19 protein-coding genes are annotated in these 17,261 nt (G+C 58.6%); 17 read left to right on the top strand and 2 right to left on the bottom strand.

What is annotated here, in order from left to right; translation table 11 throughout:
- Positions 1-227 precede the first annotated feature (227 nt).
- The 16 genes from GDA65_07960 (at position 228) to GDA65_07885 (ending at position 14,637) form a co-directional block, all read left to right on the top strand.
- Positions 228-2,513, top strand: a complete 2,286-nt coding sequence (locus GDA65_07960; GenBank protein ID MBA5862627.1) for a TonB-dependent receptor plug domain-containing protein — start codon at positions 228-230, stop codon at positions 2,511-2,513.
- Between the two features lie 32 nt (positions 2,514-2,545).
- Complete coding sequence (locus GDA65_07955) at positions 2,546-2,995, top strand: hypothetical protein (protein ID MBA5862626.1); 450 nt, start codon at positions 2,546-2,548, stop codon at positions 2,993-2,995.
- Between the two features lie 531 nt (positions 2,996-3,526).
- The gene (locus GDA65_07950) at positions 3,527-4,720 is read left to right on the top strand and encodes a helix-turn-helix domain-containing protein (protein ID MBA5862625.1); all 1,194 of its coding nucleotides are present in this window, start codon (positions 3,527-3,529) and stop codon (positions 4,718-4,720) included.
- Between the two features lie 65 nt (positions 4,721-4,785).
- Positions 4,786-5,625: a molybdate ABC transporter substrate-binding protein gene (gene modA, locus GDA65_07945; GenBank protein MBA5862624.1), complete on the top strand. Its 840-nt coding sequence runs from the start codon at positions 4,786-4,788 to the stop codon at positions 5,623-5,625.
- A gap of 83 nt (positions 5,626-5,708) precedes the next feature.
- On the top strand, positions 5,709-6,410 hold the full coding sequence (locus GDA65_07940) for a hypothetical protein (protein ID MBA5862623.1): 702 nt from the start codon (positions 5,709-5,711) through the stop codon (positions 6,408-6,410).
- 50 nt (positions 6,411-6,460) lie between these two features.
- On the top strand, positions 6,461-8,194 hold the full coding sequence (locus tag GDA65_07935; protein MBA5862622.1) for a hypothetical protein: 1,734 nt from the start codon (positions 6,461-6,463) through the stop codon (positions 8,192-8,194).
- Positions 8,195-8,263: 69 nt separating this feature from the next.
- A complete protein-coding gene (locus GDA65_07930; protein MBA5862621.1) occupies positions 8,264-8,620 on the top strand; it encodes a hypothetical protein in 357 nt (118 codons plus the stop codon).
- A gap of 116 nt (positions 8,621-8,736) precedes the next feature.
- Positions 8,737-9,483 carry a molybdate ABC transporter substrate-binding protein gene (gene modA, locus GDA65_07925; protein ID MBA5862620.1) on the top strand — a complete coding sequence of 249 codons (747 nt, stop codon included), beginning with the start codon at positions 8,737-8,739 and terminating at the stop codon, positions 9,481-9,483.
- Between the two features lie 64 nt (positions 9,484-9,547).
- The gene (locus GDA65_07920; GenBank protein MBA5862619.1) at positions 9,548-9,856 is read left to right on the top strand and encodes a hypothetical protein; all 309 of its coding nucleotides are present in this window, start codon (positions 9,548-9,550) and stop codon (positions 9,854-9,856) included.
- A 49-nt stretch (positions 9,857-9,905) separates the two neighbouring features.
- The gene (locus GDA65_07915; GenBank protein MBA5862618.1) at positions 9,906-10,109 is read left to right on the top strand and encodes a molybdenum-pterin-binding protein; all 204 of its coding nucleotides are present in this window, start codon (positions 9,906-9,908) and stop codon (positions 10,107-10,109) included.
- Between the two features lie 75 nt (positions 10,110-10,184).
- Positions 10,185-10,859 (top strand): molybdate ABC transporter permease subunit, encoded by a 675-nt coding sequence (modB, locus tag GDA65_07910; GenBank protein MBA5862617.1) that lies wholly within the window; start codon positions 10,185-10,187, stop codon positions 10,857-10,859.
- Positions 10,844-11,938 carry an ATP-binding cassette domain-containing protein gene (locus GDA65_07905; GenBank protein ID MBA5862616.1) on the top strand — a complete coding sequence of 365 codons (1,095 nt, stop codon included), beginning with the start codon at positions 10,844-10,846 and terminating at the stop codon, positions 11,936-11,938. The genes modB (GDA65_07910) and GDA65_07905 overlap by 16 nt, the downstream gene beginning before the upstream one ends.
- Before the next feature lie 218 nt (positions 11,939-12,156).
- On the top strand, positions 12,157-12,588 hold the full coding sequence (locus GDA65_07900; protein MBA5862615.1) for a helix-turn-helix domain-containing protein: 432 nt from the start codon (positions 12,157-12,159) through the stop codon (positions 12,586-12,588).
- A 10-nt stretch (positions 12,589-12,598) separates the two neighbouring features.
- A complete protein-coding gene (locus GDA65_07895) occupies positions 12,599-12,802 on the top strand; it encodes a molybdenum-pterin-binding protein (GenBank protein ID MBA5862614.1) in 204 nt (67 codons plus the stop codon).
- Between the two features lie 81 nt (positions 12,803-12,883).
- Positions 12,884-13,558, top strand: a complete 675-nt coding sequence (gene modB / locus GDA65_07890) for a molybdate ABC transporter permease subunit (GenBank protein ID MBA5862613.1) — start codon at positions 12,884-12,886, stop codon at positions 13,556-13,558.
- Entirely contained in the window at positions 13,543-14,637 is a 1,095-nt protein-coding gene (locus GDA65_07885; GenBank protein MBA5862612.1) for an ATP-binding cassette domain-containing protein, read from the top strand. Before modB (GDA65_07890) ends, GDA65_07885 begins: the two co-directional genes overlap by 16 nt.
- Positions 14,638-14,712: 75 nt before the next feature.
- Here the strand turns inward: GDA65_07885 and GDA65_07880 are convergent, their stop codons facing one another.
- Together GDA65_07880 and GDA65_07875 are read right to left on the bottom strand one after the other, a co-directional pair.
- On the bottom strand, positions 14,713-15,459 hold the full coding sequence (locus tag GDA65_07880) for a hypothetical protein (GenBank protein ID MBA5862611.1): 747 nt from the start codon (positions 15,457-15,459) through the stop codon (positions 14,713-14,715).
- A 13-nt stretch (positions 15,460-15,472) separates the two neighbouring features.
- Positions 15,473-16,192, bottom strand: coding sequence for a hypothetical protein (locus GDA65_07875; GenBank protein MBA5862610.1), 720 nt, complete (start codon positions 16,190-16,192; stop codon positions 15,473-15,475).
- A gap of 510 nt (positions 16,193-16,702) precedes the next feature.
- On the opposite strand from GDA65_07875, the gene lexA reads away from it, so the two are divergent.
- Positions 16,703-17,254: a repressor LexA gene (gene lexA / locus GDA65_07870; protein ID MBA5862609.1), complete on the top strand. Its 552-nt coding sequence runs from the start codon at positions 16,703-16,705 to the stop codon at positions 17,252-17,254.
- Positions 17,255-17,261: the final 7 nt, after the last annotated feature.

The following is a 17,261-nucleotide window of genomic DNA, read 5'->3' as shown; positions in this document are numbered from 1 at the left end:
ATCAGGATAAAGTAAAATATGTCAAGTATCATAGATAGGAGAATCTGTATTTCCGGGCTGCGCCGCCCGGCGGCCTATTCGGCTTATGCCGGAGGTTGATGCCCGTCAAATTCACGCCTGAGAGCGATCAAGGACAAGGTGAAGGGGTTGGCCTACAACCGTTCGCGTCGCGGCGAAGCGGATTCGGAATGACCTGAACCTTCGCCCTTCAGAAAGAGATCGGCAGAATGGGACGATTCATCACCGCATGGGGCCTGGTGCTGGGAGGATGCTTCATGATCGCGGCGGCGGGATATGCACAGGCAGACGCGCCGGTGGCCACGGAGTCACAGACCGAGGTGGCGTTGGACGAGGTCGAAGTGGCGGGCGTGAAACATCGCGGTTTGATCGAAGAGAAAACGACTCAGCCTCGAACCGAAACGACTGTGACCAAGGAAGGGATCCGGAAGCTCGGCGGTCCCGCGCAGGTGTCTGTGTATCAAACCCTTCGTATGTTGCCGTCGGTCACCGTCGAGACGGCCGATCCCTACGGTCTGAATACGCGAACACCATTCAATCTCCGGGTCCGGGGCCAGCCCGGCAAGGGTACGGCGATGACGATTGAAGGGGTGCCGGTCTGGGCGCAGGAGTCGCCGGGGCCGCGGCCGGATATGTTGGATTTGGAAAACATTTCAGACATGACGTTATATCGAGGCGCCATTGCGCCAGACAAAGGCCTCGGCGCGATGAATATTGCGGGGAATATCGATCTGAGCGTACGGCGGCCGGCGGACACATTCGGGATCGATGTGCGGCAGGGATTCGGCGCCTTCGATTTTCGGCGGAGTTACGCACGGATTGATTCCGGCACGTTATCGACCGGCACCAAACTCTATGCGTCGTATTCCTATACCACCGCCGACAAATGGCGGGGAGCGGGGGGCGCGCCGTCAGATCGTCACCATGTCTCCTTCGGAGCCAGCCAGGAATTTTCACGGTACGTCAAGGCGGATCTTTTCTTCGACTACAATGAAGCCACGCAGAATGCCTTTCGCCCGCTGACCTTTGCGCAGGTCCGGAACCTCGACGCCGCGCGCGACCTGGACTACAACCGGTCGATCCTCAATAACGCGGCGCAGGATGTCAATTATTTTGATTTCAACCGCGAGAAAATCACCAATTATCACGCGTTCTCGCTGATCACGATCACACCGACGGACAATCATCGAATCACCATCAAGCCCTACTATTTCCGCGAATGGGCGCCTCGGCTCGCAGGGACGACCTTCCTTGGGGCTCCCGCCGTGCGTGAACGCACCAATCGATTCGATCGCTACGGCACGGTCGTCGAGTATGACACCAGCATCCTGAATACGGGGCTGAAGATCGGGTATTGGTATGAGCAGTTCAGCCTTCCCATCGCCGAGAAATATTCACGTCTTCAGAACGGCCAGCTCCAATTCAATCAATGGTTGCTGACCAAAAAAGAGGGCAACGGGGTGATCAGCAGCCCCTATGTCAAAATCACGAAGGACATCGGTGGTTTTCACGCGGAGGGAGGATTCCGGTATTTCAATATGTATGAGCCGCCGGTCACCGGATTCAATAATGCCGGTCTTCCCAACGGATCGTTTGAGGATGTACAGGGGCTGAATCCGACGAAGGATGCGGCGACCAGCTATAAGGGGCAGACCTATGAAGCCTGGTTACCCAACTTCGGGTTGAGTTACGCGATCAATAAGCAGGTGACCACCTATGCGACCTATGGAAAAAACTACGCGCAGCCTCATGGGTTTCCGGAGTTTCAGCAGGTCTTTGCCAACAACCGGGCGGCCTTCAATGCCGCCGGCCTCAGCGTGCAGACGTTAGTCGATCGCGTCAAATTAGCCACGTCGCACAATGTCGATCTCGGCGTGCGGTATACGGGAGAGAAGGTCTATCTCGCCCCGGTGCTGTTCTATACCTATTACGAAAATCTGCTGGTGGGCGTGTTTGACCCTGCCCTGAACACCAATGTCAGGACCAGTGCGGCCGATGCGCGGGCCTATGGCGGCGAAATTGAAATGGGCGCGACGCCGGTCGAGAATCTTTCGATCTATGGGTCCTTTCTCTACGGCAAGTCGGAGATGGCCAGTGATACCACGGCTGCGTCAGGAGCAGTGGTGGCGACGAAGGGGCACGACACGCCGGACTTTCCGAAGTTCATGCTGAAGGGCGGCCTGAGCTACAAGCTGTACGGGTTGGAAATTTCTCCGGTCGTGCGGTACATCAGCGCGCGATACGGGAATGTCGACAACAGTGAGAAGATCGCGCCCTATACCGTCGTCGATCTCTTCTTGACCTATAGCAATCCGAAGCTGTTCGGCGCGCTGCCTGGCGTGAAAGACGGTTTTGTGAGTCTGGCGTTCTTGAATCTGTTCGATAAAAAATATGTCGGCGTCATCAATGCCTTTGAAGATCGATTGGGCGGCGGCGCCGCCTATTTCCCCGGCGCTCCGTTTACGGTGGCCGGTTCGGTGGGATTAAAGTTCTGATTTGAGTGGCGCCTTGAACAGAAGGAGGAGAGATGGATCAGCATCGACCGGGTCTTGGCCTGTTGCGATGGGCCGCCGCGCTAGTGATTCTCATGCTCGGCGCTGTTGCAGCGCTGGCCGAACCGGCAAATCACCAGGGCTTCCATGTGGTGGCCACGGACGAAAAGAATATCGAGACGGAACTCCAGCGCACGGTGTTTTACTATGAAGAAAAGCTCAGCGAGACATCGTTTATTCCTCATGAGCTCGACGCGCTGCCCTTGAAGCGAGGGGCGGCTGTCGTGCATGTGAAGTTTCACACGATCAAGCAGATTGAATTCGGGCCCGGGCCGAACGACGAATCGCGGACGGCGCATGTCATGCTGACGAACGGTAAAACCGGAACGTTCCAGCTGGCGATCGCGGGGAGTTTTAAGGGCATCTCGGATTTCGGTGAGGTCCTCGTGCCGGTCTCAGGGGTTCGGAAGGTTGTGTTCCGGTGAGTGACGTGCCGATGCCATGTCGCACGTCGGGCATGGTGGGAATAGAAGAGGATGTGGTGGATGGATCGGGGCGGGTGGAGTGATTCACCGCGGCGCCTCATCCGTTCACCCGGATCCGGGAGAGGCGGGAGGCAACGGTGCGGCCGTAAGGCGGACTCACGTGAATTCATGGCCGGCGCACCGATTCGTCCTGACTGTTCCTTGTGGCCCATCGATCAGGTGTCCAAGCTGACATGCGACATCCTGCTTTCTTGGCGACCCGGTTCTGCGCGTCGGTTCGTCGCGATGGGGGGCAGGCGTTTGCTGTGGAAGTCTGCGCCGCGGGTGCCGTCGTTGACAGCACAGCGCGGAACAGGATACATGAGCGAACGAGTGCATTCGCGGGGAGCGCATCGCTCGTCAGGGAGCGGAGCGGGTGGGCATGCGGTGGCGCTCCAAGTCGAACAATCACCGGGTAGCAACAATTTTATGCAGAAAGACTATCATAATAGTTGACACTAGTTAATCTACCATGATATCACCCGAGGCGCCATGAGTGAGAAAAGCAAAGCAGAGCCAGCATCCAATGTCGTCAATTCCCTTCGCGCCCTGCGCATGGCCAAAGGCCTTTCTCAAGGCCAGCTCGCCGACGGCGCCTTGATTACCCGTCAGGCCGTCTGCGCCATCGAGGCGGATCAGTATCTCCCGACCACGGCGGTGGCCTTACGGTTGGCCAGTGTCTTGGGCTGTCACGTGGAAGATATCTTCAGTCTCAAGACGACCGGCGAGTTGATCGAAGGTGATTGGGTCTGGCCCGGATTGGCCGTATCGGCCGTTCAACCGCGCACCAGAGTGAAGGTGGCCAAGATCGAAGATCGTTTCGTCGTTCGTCCGGTTGCCGCTCTGGGTGAAATCCTCAACTACACCGTGCCGGCTGATGGTCTGATCATCGGCAAGGCGGGATCGGGGTTGCGCGCGGCGAAGTCCGATCGCCGGGTGCTCGTCCGCCTGCTGCGTGAACGTCAAATCGTCGAGCGGGAAATTGCGGTGGCCGGTTGTGATCCGGCCATCAATCTGGCCAGCGAATATCTCCATCGCCATAAAGACACGTCCACGGTCGTGGGGTGGTCCATGGGCAGTGCCGCGGCGCTGGAGGCGCTCAAGCGCAAAGAAGTGCACATGGCGGGATTGCACATTCTTGATGCCAAAACGGGAGAATCGAATCTGCCCTACCTTCGCCGGCACCTGCAGGGCGACGATTATATTGTCGTGACGTTTGCCGCGTGGGAAGAGGGGCTCATCGTGCGAGCGGGGAACCCCAAACGGATCCGCGGTGTGGAGGACCTGGCCAGGACGAATGTGTCGTTGGTCAATCGCGAAGAAGGCGCCGCCGCCAGGATGTTGCTGGACCAACGTCTTCAGGCATTGGGCATCGACAGCGTGTCCGTCAAGGGGTATGGCATGACGGTGAGCTCGCATTTTGAGGTGGCCCGGCACATTGCGGACGGGCTAGGCGATGCGGGGATCGGCGTGCGGTCCGCTGCGCAGATCTTCGGGCTCGACTTCGTGCCGCTGCAACAGGCCCGTTACGATCTGGTCCTGCCGAAGCGATACCTCTCCACTCATCCGGGCCTCTCGCATCTGCTGGATGCGATTGCCAGCCGTCAGTTCAGAACCGAAGTCGAAGCGTTGGGTGGGTACGATATGACGGAGACCGGTAAGGTGCGTAGTCTGCGGGCCGGGTAGGTGAGTGTGCAATACCGGTCGTGCATGCATGTGAACAGGCATCATCTTTCAAGGCGAGGATATTAATGAGGCGCTATGCGTGTGCTCGGAATGTTGTCAGGACGTTGCTCGCCCTGGTTCTGTTCCTCACGTGTGAAAGCGGTGTGCGGGCGGTTCCCGCGTCTGCCGATGAGACGTTCGTCATCGCCGCTTCCCCGAGTTTGAGAGAAGTGCTGGAAAGGTTGGGGGATGGTTTTGAGCGCAGCCATGCCGGAGTCAATGTGCGGTTGTTTTTCGATACAGGATTGAGTCTCCGGCAGACCATTGCCGGAATGGAAAACAGTATGGTGGGCCGATACTTTATCGGAACCGGTCCTATCAGTCTTGTCGCGCCTGGCGGGGACGAGCTGATCACGCGCTTGGAAGGAAAGTATTACGTCCTGCCGGACGCGAAGCGGGCCTATGCCGCCGATCAACTGGTGCTCGTGGTGCCGGAATCTCTGGTGGAAGCGCCGGCATCGCTCGACACGATCAGCCGGGGGGGCGCACGGCTGGCGGTTGCTGACCGGTCGCGAACGCGGCTCGGAGTCCAGACGGACGAGGTGCTTCGGGCTCTTCGGCTCCACGAGTCGCTCAAGGGGCGTCTGGATGTGGCCACGGATTCCCACGGGGTCATTGACCATGTCTTGAGCGGCCAGGCGGATGTCGGAATCATTTACGGACATGAGGCGGTCAGGCAGCAACAGCGTGTGCGGGTTGCCGGAGTGGTTGAGAAAGGATATCAGCCGACGGTGCACTCCATGACCATGGAGCGATACTGCCCGAACCGTCAGCTCTGCGAGGAGTTTCTCGCGTACATTCAGGGGCGCGATGGCCAAGCCATCGTGCGTCAAGCCGGCTATGCGCTTCCCGCTGGAAAGAAATAGCGGATTTTTTTGTGATGGTATCAAGTATACATTAACTTATTAAATCTACACATGATTTTTGTGGCGTTTTGCAAGGAGGAGTAATGAGGGAACGAAGAAGAAAGACAGGCCGAGGCCTCGCGGCGTCGCTCGCCCTTGTTCTTATGGGGGCGGCGGCCCTCATGGCGACAGGATGCGCGAGGCTGCCCTACACCACCAAAACCGTCCACGAGGACCAGCGAGTGATCGTGACGGTGCAGCAGGAGGTTGACGCGCAGGCCCATACGCATCCCGTGCAGCTCAGTAGCGAGGATATTGCCAGCATTTTGCGAGGATTTTCAGTGCGTGAGCAACAGCGATTGCCGCTCCGTTGGTTTGCCGAAGAGGCGCCGCCGAAGCCGGTCTTCCGTGAAGACGAGTTGCAAGCGGTGTCGCCCCATTTGTCGGCGACGATGAAACAGCTTGGGGCAAATGAGCGGGCCCATTTCGAAGTGCGTGGACCGGGTTTCAATCCGGCCGAATCCCGGGACGTCATCGCGGGATGGATGGCGGTTCAGGAGCCATACCTGTACCTGACCCTTGAACAGTTTCATCGCCAGGTCCCGATCCGCAAAGATGATTTGTACGACATCAATTATCCCGCCACTCCGCCGCCTCCTCGTAACTACATCCTCTATTTCGAACCGGGACGATTTTGGCTAGAGGATCAAAAAGGTGCGAGAGCCGTCCAGTATCGCCAATTTCTGAATTCTGGCGAGGCCGGCGGAACCGGGCTGAAATCTATCCCGGCCCCGGTGGCTCCCTAACAAATCACGTCCATATTTAGTCATCGTGTTGCAGAGGAGTGAGGGATCTTATGATGAGACAACTTCGAGGGGGTCATGCGGTTACCCTGATGCCCCGCGTTCGATCTGTGTTGCTGATGGTTGCGTGCCTGTGTGCGTCATGGCAGGCCGCATTTGCCGTACCCGCATTCGCCACGGAGACAGGATCTCTGGTGATGAAGAACGGCAAGTACGAATTCGTCGAGAGTATGGATCCGGCCACGAAACTGTTGCTGGATCGCGCGGCAAAGCAGGGCATCATTACGGCCGAAGAATACGCGGAGGTCCTCAAGGAATCGCAGGAGCGAACCTACCTGCTCCAACCGAGCTTCAAGGCCTGGTACGATCGTGGGTTCAACCTTTCCATGAACGACAATGCGTTTGCCCTGAAAATTCGATTCCGCAGTCAATTGCGGTACACGCAACGGTTTCGGAATGATGCCTGGCGAAATCCCGGCGACGCGAAGAACTTTCCCGAGTTGCTTGGTGTCTTCGGCGATTACCGGGCGAACCGATCAGATGAGACGGCATCTTCCTTTAACGTGAGGCGAGCCCGGGTGTACTTCATGGGCCACCTGTTTAGCCCGGATTTCAAATATTACATTCAACTAGCGGGAGAAACGGCGGAGAACTCTCAAACGCCGGGGTCGCTGCGTCTGTTGGATATGCAATTCTTGAGCACGCATTTCCCGCTCTTCAACGTTCAGGTGGGTCAGTATAAAGTCTTTTTCAATCGCTCTCAGATTAACTCGACGGCCTCCATGCAGTTCGCCGAGCGATCGCTGGTGATGGATGCCTTCACAGCCAGCGGGTTGGATCGCCGTGACATCGGCATCACGTTCATGAACGATGAGGAACTCTTCCCCGTCAATTACTATTTCGGCGTGTTCAACGGGGCCGGACCAAGCTTCAATCGCCTGGGCGGGTTCTTCAGCGAACAGCCCACCGCGGATTGCGCGGGAGGAACCACGGGGCAAGCGCCCTTTCCATCGTCGGCCTCCTGCCCTACGCCTCAGCGCAATATCAATGCGAATTTGCGGAACGATATCAATCAACTCATGTACAGCGCCCGCTTGAATTGGAACATCATGGGGCGGCCCGGGTATGGAGAAGGCGATTTGGCCTATTCCGAAACGCCCCAAATGGCGGTCGGCGGAGGAATTGCGTACAACCCGTCCGTGAACACCAGCTCGAACAGTTCGTACATCGGCACGGACCTGGCCAATCTCAATTTCAGACGGCAGATCGCGGCATTCGGCAACGGCAGACAACTCGGCTGGGGCGTCGTGGACTATCTCACCTGGGCGGTGGACGGCGTGTTCAAGTATCGAGGGTTTTCCCTCCAGGGAGAATTTTTCTATAAGAACGTCAACCGGCACGACAAGGGGGTGCCTTGCATGAACGTCGCGTGCACGACCACGGCCCCGGCGTTGCTCGGCAATTCCACCGGCTGGTATGTGCAATCCGGCTATTATCTTATCCCTCGGTACCTGGAGCTTGCGGGCCGATTCTCGTATTGGGATCCGGATACCAATGCCGGCGGCGACCTGGTGTATCAGACTGACGCGTCGGTCAACTGGTTCCTGAACGGCACCTACGATCATCAAATCATGTTGACGTACAGCAACACGCAAATGGGAACCGGCGGCTATGCGATCGGAAGGAGCAATCCGCTCCCTCCCCTTTCGGGATCGGTCCCGCTCGATGCGCGGGGGGGCACCTTGATCGAAAATATGATTCGCGTGCAATACCAGATCTTCTTCTAACCAGCTCGACCGCGAGAGCCCTCGCCGATCATGTGATGGCGGGGCTCTCGTCAACAGTGAGTCACCCTCATGATGAATCACGACGGGCGTAAGGGTGGGGCGCCGCTGAACGTAGCGCCGGGTGAGGGGGCCGGAAAGCAGGCGTCTTTTGCAGGCCAGGATGTCCGGGTGTGGCTGAGAGCCACAATCGTGGATGTCGACAGGGACTTGGACGGTCGCCTGCTCTCACTGCTCGTTGGGACTGCCCGTGTCTCAGTGCTGGTGGAGCAGGAGGATGACCACTGTGCTTCCTGGGAGGCCGGCATGATCATTGATATTCATATCGGCCGGTACGAAGCCTGGATCAAGCCCTGGGGCAGGGATTGTTCTCCGGTGTTGTGCGGTTTGTTGTATCTTGACCACCAATCCCTCGCAAGCGCACGATAAGGGCCCGCGTATCGCGTCGCCTCGCGATGTGCCACATGACCTGGAATGAAAGGAGCTCACACGTGCCAATCTTGAAATATATGCGACCGCTATGGCCGGTCACCTGCATCCTCGCGATGGCGCTCATGCTCGGGATGGCGACGGTACCGGTTGTGGTTCAAGCCGGCGAGGTGACCATTGCTGCCGCCTCCGATCTCAATTTCGCTATCAAGGAAGTGATTGAGGAGTACGAAAAACACAGCGGGCACAAGGTGAAGTTATCGTTAGGTTCGTCGGGCAATTTCTTTGCTCAATTGCAGCAGGGTGCGCCATTCGATCTGTATTTTTCAGCGGACATCGGCTATCCCAGGAAATTGGAGGAAGCGGGTCTGACAGTACCGGGGTCTCTCTATCGGTATGCGGTCGGGCGGGTGGTGGTATGGGCGCCCAAGACCTCTCCTCTTGACGTGACCAAGGGACTCACGGTGTTGCGCGAGCCGGTGATCAAGAAGATTGCCATTGCCAACCCGAAACATGCCCCGTACGGCCGGGCGGCGGTAGCCGCGATGGAGCATGAGCAGGTGTATGGCGATGTGAAGGATCGGCTGGTGCTCGGAGAGAACATTTCTCAGGCCGCCCAGTTTATCGAATCCGGCGCCTGCGATGTGGGTATCATCGCTCTGTCGCTGGCGATGGCCCCTGCCATGCAAAGCGCCGGGAACTACTGGGAGATTCCCGCCGGCCACCATGCTCCCCTGGAACAGGGCGCGGTGATTATGAAGCAATCCAAGAACCAGGACGTCGCCAGACAGTTTCTGGAGTTTATGAAAGGCGACCGGGGACAGGAGATTATGATCCGATATGGATTCACGCTGCCGAGTTGATCGCCGATCACTCTCTCTGTGTGCGATGGTTCTGACCGCTGTCGCGGGCTGCTCTGAGGCGGTCATGATGAGTCAGGAATCGGACCACGGGGGCGTCATGACCTACAGTTATAAGGAAGACCGTGGCGGTCCGATGGGCTCCGCTTACCGAAAACCCGCGCTGGATGCGATTCACGCGAAGTGCGGGAAAGGGTGGCGGATGATCCGTGAGGGAGAGGTCAAAGGATACACCAGCGCCGGGATGGGTATTGTTGAAGGCACGGAGGACGAATCGAGAGGCAGGCGTTGGGGGATGCAGTTTGAGTGCAAGCCCGGGAGTGCCGACCCTGAACATGCGCCTGAGACGTCTGCGCAGGGGCGGGCCAAAGGATGAACGGCTATTGAGTTGAGGCGATTCGCCTTCACGGGAAAGGAGCACGGCGATGAAACTGAGCGCGAGAAATCAATTCCAGGGGACGGTGACCAAAATTACGGAAGGGCAGGCGATGGCCGAAGTGACGGTCAAGGTCGGAGCCCTCGAATTTGTGGCGGCCATTACCGAAGGATCCGTCAAGCACATGGGGTTGAAGACCAATGATTCAGTGCTTGTGGCCGTGAAGGCCACGGAGGTCATGATCGGAAAGTAAGACTCGGCGGGAACGGCAGGCATTTCCCGATCGCCGTGTTCATGTCATGGCGCCGATGAACCGTGGGGCGGACGCGTGAACTGGATTGCGATTTGGGTGACTGTGAAACTGGCTGGTCTCACCGCGCTTGTTCTGTTAGCCATCGGGCTGCCCATCGCCTACTGGCTCAGTTTTTCCCGCTGGCGGTGGAAATTCCTCGTCGAGTCTGTAATCGCGCTGCCGCTGGTGCTCCCTCCGACCGTCCTGGGATTTTATATCCTCATCGCGATCGGTCCCCACAGTCCGTTTGGCCGACTCTATGCCGAGCTGGTCGGCCACCCTCTGCCGTTCACCTTCGAGGGCCTGCTCCTGGGGTCCATTCTCTATAGTTTGCCGTTTGCGGTGCAGCCGTTTGTGGCGGCGTTCGATCAGGTCGACCGGCGGGTCATTGAAGCCTCCTGGACGTTGGGGGTGTCAAAATTTCAGACCTTTTTCAAGCTGATTGTACCGCTGTCCACGGCCGGGCTGGTGACCGGCGCGGTGTTGAGTTTCGCCCATACGATGGGCGAATTCGGCGTCGTATTGATGATCGGCGGCAATCTGGAAGGGACGACGCGCACAGTCTCGATCGACATCTATGATGAGGTGCAGGCGTTGAACTATGCCGGGGCGGCCGAGACCGCCTTGTTTCTGTTTGTGGTTTCGTATGCCGTGCTGCTTCTCGTGTACGCCGTCAATCGAAACGTCTGGGCAGCATGGCCGCAGAATTAGCGCTCGACATCGTCAAATCGTATGCGGGCCGCGTGCCCATCCGCGCGCGACTCCGCTATCCCGTCGAGGCCTCGACGGTCCTCATTTTGTTCGGGCCATCGGGCGCGGGCAAGAGCACGATTCTTCGATCCGTGGCCGGGCTGGAATGGCCGGAAGAAGGGCGGATTCGATTTGTCTCGCGCACCTGGCTGGATACGAGATCCGATATCCGGGTGTCTCCTCAGGATCGGCATGTCGGGTACATGTCCCAGGACTATGCACTGTTCCCCACCTACACGGTGGCAGGCAACATCGAGTATGGGCTCGGGCATCTGTCAGCGCACGAGCGCAAGGCGCGGGTGTCCGAAGTCTTGGATCTGTTTCAACTGCGCGGGCTGGAACATGCCAGGCCGCGGCAGCTATCAGGCGGCCAACAACAGCGGGTCGCATTGGCGCGAGCCGTGGCCCCACGCCCTCTCCTGCTGTTGCTGGATGAACCGCTGTCCGCGCTGGATGGGCCGACCAGGATCTATCTCAGGGATGAACTACGGCGCCTGCTCAAGCAACTCGCGCTGCCGTCGATCATCGTCACGCATGACTGGGCCGAAGCGCTGACGCTGGGGGATCTCATGGCCGTGGTGAGCGGAGGGGAGGTCTTGCAAACCGGCACGCCCTTGGACGTCTTCAGTCGTCCGCGGAATGCCGACGTGGCGCATGTCGTGGGCGTGGAAACGGTGGTCAAGGGGCGGGTGGTGTGGGCGGCTGCCGGGATGCTGCGTGTCGACGTCAACGGTGTCGTGGTGAACGCCATTGAGGGAGAAGCCTGCGGGCCGGATGTGTACGTCTGTATCCGGGCGGAAGATATCGCATTGGAACGCGGTCCCATTGCCGCGAGCAGCGCGCGCAATCAGCTTGCAGGGACGGTGATGGCCGTCGCCACGTTGGGTGCGCTAGCGCGGGTGACATTGCACTGCGGCTTTCCGCTGGTCGCCACCGTGACCCGGTCATCGGTAGAGGATTTGCAATTGGTTCCCGGCCAGGACGTCATCGCGGTGATTAAAGCCGGCGCGGTGCACCTGGTTTCGCGCCAGGACCACTGACCCGGGGAACGTTTGCCTGAGCGAAAGATGAGCGTCCTGCGTCGTTCCTGCGAGGCCATGGCACGGATGGATTTTCACTATCGATAAATTCTCACGCGACTCACCTCCAATTCTCAGTCGATCTTGCTAAGGTACGCAGAGATCGCAGGTGCCGACTTCGAATCGTGGCGCCAGGGTGAAAGGAGGTGAGAATGTGATCAGCCGATCATGATGTGCGAATGGTGATCAGGTTGAATGAAGGACCTCTCAGCATGCCTCACAAGCGAGCGGGAACAGGGGACGTGTTTACGGCCAGGGAAGCGGCCCGTTATGTGCGCCTCACACTCCCGACGTTTTACCGGTACATCTGGGAGGGGAAAATTCGAGCGCCGAAAATCGGAGGCCGGTACCGCTTTAAGCGGGCTCTGCTCGACGAGTGGCTGGGAACCAAAAAGGCCGGCACGGAAGACGTGAGCGGCAGGAATAAGCTGGTCGGGCGAGTGACGGCGATCAAACGGGATGCCATTATGGCACAAGTCGATATCGATATCGGACCACATTTGATCACCGCTGTGATCACCCGGGATGCGCTTGAAGAACTGGGTCTGCGGATCGGAGACTCCGCCGTGGCCCTTGTCAAAGCAACCGAGGTCATGGTGGTGAAAAACTAAGGAGGACAGCATGAAACTCAGCGCACGGAACCAATTTCAGGGCACCATCACTCGCATCACCGAGGGCGCCGCGATGGCCGAAGTGACCGTCAAGGTGGGCAATCTGGATTTTGTGGCGGCCATCACGGAAGGTTCGGTCAAGAGCATGGGCCTAAAGGTGAACGACAGCGTCACCGTTGCCGTGAAGGCGACCGAAGTGATGATCGGTAAGTAAGCCTCGTTGGGAGTTGATCTTCCCGACCGGCCTCCCTACTATGGGCCGGTCGGGAACGATCTCCTAGAGGCTGGCAGGCGAGTGAACTGGGTTGCGATTTGGGTGACGTGCAAATTGGCCGGTCTCACGGCGCTGGCGCTGCTGTTCGTCGGCCTCCCCATCGCCTACTGGCTCAGTTTTTCCCGCTGGCGGTGGAAATTTGTGATCGAATCCGTGGTCGCATTGCCGCTGGTGCTCCCTCCCACCGTCCTGGGTTTTTATATTCTCCTCGCGATCGGTCCCCACAGTCCGTTCGGGCGACTCTATGCCGGGTTGGTCGGCCATCCGCTGCCGTTCACCTTTGAAGGCCTGGTCCTGGGCTCCATGCTCTATAGTTTGCCGTTTGCGGTGCAGCCGTTTGCCGCGGCCTTTGATCAGGTCGATCGGCGGGTCATTGAAGCCTCCTGGACGTTGGGGGTGTCAAAACTTCAGACCTTTTTCAAACTGATTCTGCCGCTGTCGACAGCCGGGCTGGTGACCGGCGCGGTGTTGAGTTTTGCCCATACGATGGGCGAGTTCGGCGTCGTATTGATGATCGGCGGCAACCTCGAAGGCTCCACGCGCACCGTGTCCATCGATATTTATGATGAAGTGCAGGCGTTGAATTATGCGGGCGCGGCGAGGACCGCCTTGTTCCTGTTTGTGGTCTCGTATGCCGTGCTGCTTCTCGTGTACGCTGTCAATCGAAACGTGTGGGCAGCATGGCCGCAGAAATAACGATCCATCTGGTGAAGACGTTCCCCGGTCGGGCGCCGATTCGCGCGCAGATCCGCTACCCGCTCGAGGGGGCGACGGTCCTGATTCTGTTCGGCCCGTCGGGGTCGGGGAAGACGACCATTCTGCGATGCGTGGCGGGGCTTGAATGGCCTGAGGAAGGCACGATCCGGTTTGTGTCGAGGCTGTGGCTGGAGACTGCGTCGGGGATTCGTGTGCCGCCCCAGGCTCGCCATATCGGCTACATGTCGCAAGACTATGCCCTGTTTCCGACCTATACGGTCGCGGGCAATATCGCCTATGGACTGAGCCATCTTCCTTCCGCGGAACGAAAGAAACGGGTGGAGGAAGTGATGGAGCTGTTTCAACTGCGCGGATTGGAGCAGGCGAAGCCCAGAGAACTGTCCGGAGGCCAGCAACAGCGTGTCGCCCTGGCGCGAGCCGTGGCGCCCCGGCCGCTCTTGTTGCTGCTGGATGAGCCCCTCTCGGCCTTGGATGCGCCGACCCGGCTGCATTTGCGTGATGAACTGCGGGCCCTCCTGAAGCAGCTGGCGCTGCCCTCGATGATTGTGACGCATGACTGGGCCGAGGCCCTGACGCTGGGCGATGTCATGGCGGTCATCAGCGCGGGAGAAGTCTTGCAGGTCGGCGCGCCGATCGACGTGTTCAGTCGTCCGCAGAATGCGGACGTGGCCCGCGTCGTCGGAGTGGATACGGTGGTGAAGGGACGGGTCGTGGAGGCTATCGGCGGCATGTTGCGTGTGAGCGTGAATGGAACGACCCTCATGGCTCTCGAGCCGGCGTCGATCGGGCCTGAGGTGTTTGCCTGCATCAGGGCGGAAGATGTGATGCTGGAGCAGGGGCGAGCCTCCGGGAGTAGCGCCCGCAATCACCTCACGGGTACGGTGCAGGCAATCACCATGTTGGGAGCGGTGGCGCGGGTCACCTTGGATTGCGGATTTCCTCTCGTGGCCATGGTGACGAGATCGACGGCGGAGGAATTCAAACTAGCCACCGGGATCGTCATCACAGCCGCGATCAAGGCCGGAGCCGTCCATTTGGTGTCGAGGCAAGCTGACTAGGGTGGGCTTCTGGTTGTGTCCGCGATCCCAAGTCCCGTTGTGTTTGCCTTGTCGAGAGGTTGTTCACCGGCCCTGCTAGAATGCGCCGGTGATGCTGGCGCCGAACTTCTCGCGCACGATCGGTGTGGCTTCTTCGATGTTCAGATGTTTTTGCAGCACGTGGGCGACCGACCGCATCTTGTAGGTCCGTGCCGGACCGTTCTTCCCCTGTTCCGTGACCAAGACGTCGGCCACACATAGGTAGATCACGTCGCCGCTCGGTTGAGGCTGGGCCAGTCCGGGGTAACCGCCGCGGCCGTTCATGGCCATTCGCATCATGGCATTCATGTCCGGCATCCCGCCTTCGCCCATGGCCATGACACGCATGGCTTGCGCGTGTACGCCGCCGCCGGGCATTCCTGAGAACATCCCGCCCATGGCGTCCATGTCGAAACCGCCGGCATTCGCGAGCGGAGTTCCTCCACTGCCGATACCCGCGCCGAAGCCGGCCTTGGCTACCGCCTCCGGTCTCACGCCATCACCCGCTTTGTGGCAATAGATCACCTGGGTTTGCAGCCAGTAGGCGGCTTCCATCGGATCGGTGACGACGTGGTAGCCTTTTGCCTGCAGCCGGGACGGAATATCAGTCGGGGTTGCGGTTTGGTTTTCAGAGGTGTTGCGGATTTGCACATAGATGGTCCGTGCGGCGCCGGGGGGCAGAAGGATCGAGGAATCATTGACCAGCCCAGAACGCAAGATATTACTGCAGCCGGTGAGCATGAGCAGACCGACCAACATGGCTATCGCCGTATTCATGGACCGGATTGCCGTCATGTCAGACATCCTGCCGGTATGATCAGAAATGCCCCGCCACTGCGGCGCTCAGCCGTTGTTGAACCAGCGGGGTGGCTTCCTGTTCATCGAGTTTCTTTTGATGCACGTTTGCCGCCAACCTGGTTTGGTAGACCCCTGAAGGAGGCGGCGAACCCGGGTGCGATACCGGCAACATCCCTCCTGTGGCCCCCAAATCGGTGATTTGGAGATCGGCGACACAGGCATAGTTGATGTTCTCATTGGCGTCGGGCCGGGATGGTCCGCCGAACATATTACCCATGGCCTGTCCGATTCCCTCGGCCGCATTGAGCCCCAGGCTGGCGGCGCCTCCGATGAGAGCACCCTGCGGCCCGGCCATACCGGCCATGCCCGTCAATCCATGGAGCCCGGACATGATGGAACTACCGATTCCCGATCCATACCCGCCGGCGACCATGTCTTCCACCGGCAATTCAATCTTGGTCTGGTTGCAATAGACGATGTTCGTCAACACGACATAGGCTGCTGCCTGGGGATCCTGCACGACTTGGTACCCTTTTGCGCCCAGGCGTAACCCCAGGTCGTGCAAGGACACGTCTTGGTTATCGGAAGAGTTGCGATTTTGAAGGAAGACGGTTCGCGCGGTCGAAGGAGCCAGCATGACGCTGTTGCTGGCCAGGAGGTCTGTGTCCCGGACGTTGGCGCTGCAGCCCACGGTAAGGAGGATAACAGCCAGGAAACCTCGGAGTGAGCCTCCTGCCATGTGCCACTCCCCAATGTGCCACACATCCGTGCAAGTGAGACGAAGTCGCGGCGCGATTCTAGGTGAATGGTTCAGAGGTTTCAATCAAGAAAACGACAATTCTTCGAAAAAAACCCTCTCCCCAAAATCTGTGGATATCTCTGTTGATAGTCCTCCAGGCGCATGCGAACAGTACTGCTAATCCACGCCTCGCACCAGGTTGCCTAATTATTAAGCATAGAGAAGATACATTGTGCGACCACAATATATAGGGGTGGTCGTTCGATGTGTATGTATTAGCATTCATATTTGTACACTTGGGCTGGATTTGCGGTTTTCTGCTGTGGACACTGAGATTATTTGTTGGACCGGGCAGAATGGCTCTTGACTTATGCACAGAAGCTCAACGGTTTCGCCGGATTTTACCGCTTCCGGCCGCAAAAACAGCGCTGAGAGAAGAGAACGCATGAGTCAAGAAAATGATGAACGGACGGGTTGACAAGACGTTCCTGTTATGTAACCATTGGTTACATGATGACGCCAAAACAATTTCGAAGTTACCGGGAGCAGTTGGGGTTCACGCAGGAGCAGCTTGCCGAGGCGTTGCATACGACTCGCGTCTCTGTGGCTCGCTACGAATCCGGGATGCGCCGTATCAGCGGAGCAGTTCAAGTAGCCATGACTCAGCTGGCGAACAGGACACAGGTGCTCATGGCAGGGATGGTGGCCGCCGGAGTGCCTATCGAACCCGTGACTCAATCCGAATGGGTGGATGTGCCTCCCAGCATGGTGCGGGCCGGAGAGACCTTCGCGCTCCGGGTTAAAGGCGAGTCGATGATCGAAGATGGGATTCTACCGGGCGATCTGGTCGTGATCCGGAAGCAGCCGACCGCGCACAACGGCCAAACGGTGGTGGCCCTGGTCAACGGGCAGGCGACGATTAAGACCTATTTTCAGCGGGAGCGGTCCATCGAACTTCATCCAGCCAATGCCACGATGAAACCTTTGCTGGTGACACCCACCGATGAATTCGCCATCGAAGGAGTCCTTGTCGGGGTGATTCGTCATTGCGAGAACGCATAATCCAAGG

Origin of the sequence: Nitrospira sp. CR1.1, assembly GCA_014055465.1 — a bacterium.
GTDB lineage: Bacteria > Nitrospirota > Nitrospiria > Nitrospirales > Nitrospiraceae > Nitrospira_A.
The sequence above is the reverse complement of the archived record's forward strand: the minus strand, read 5'-3'. Positions and strand labels throughout refer to the sequence as shown.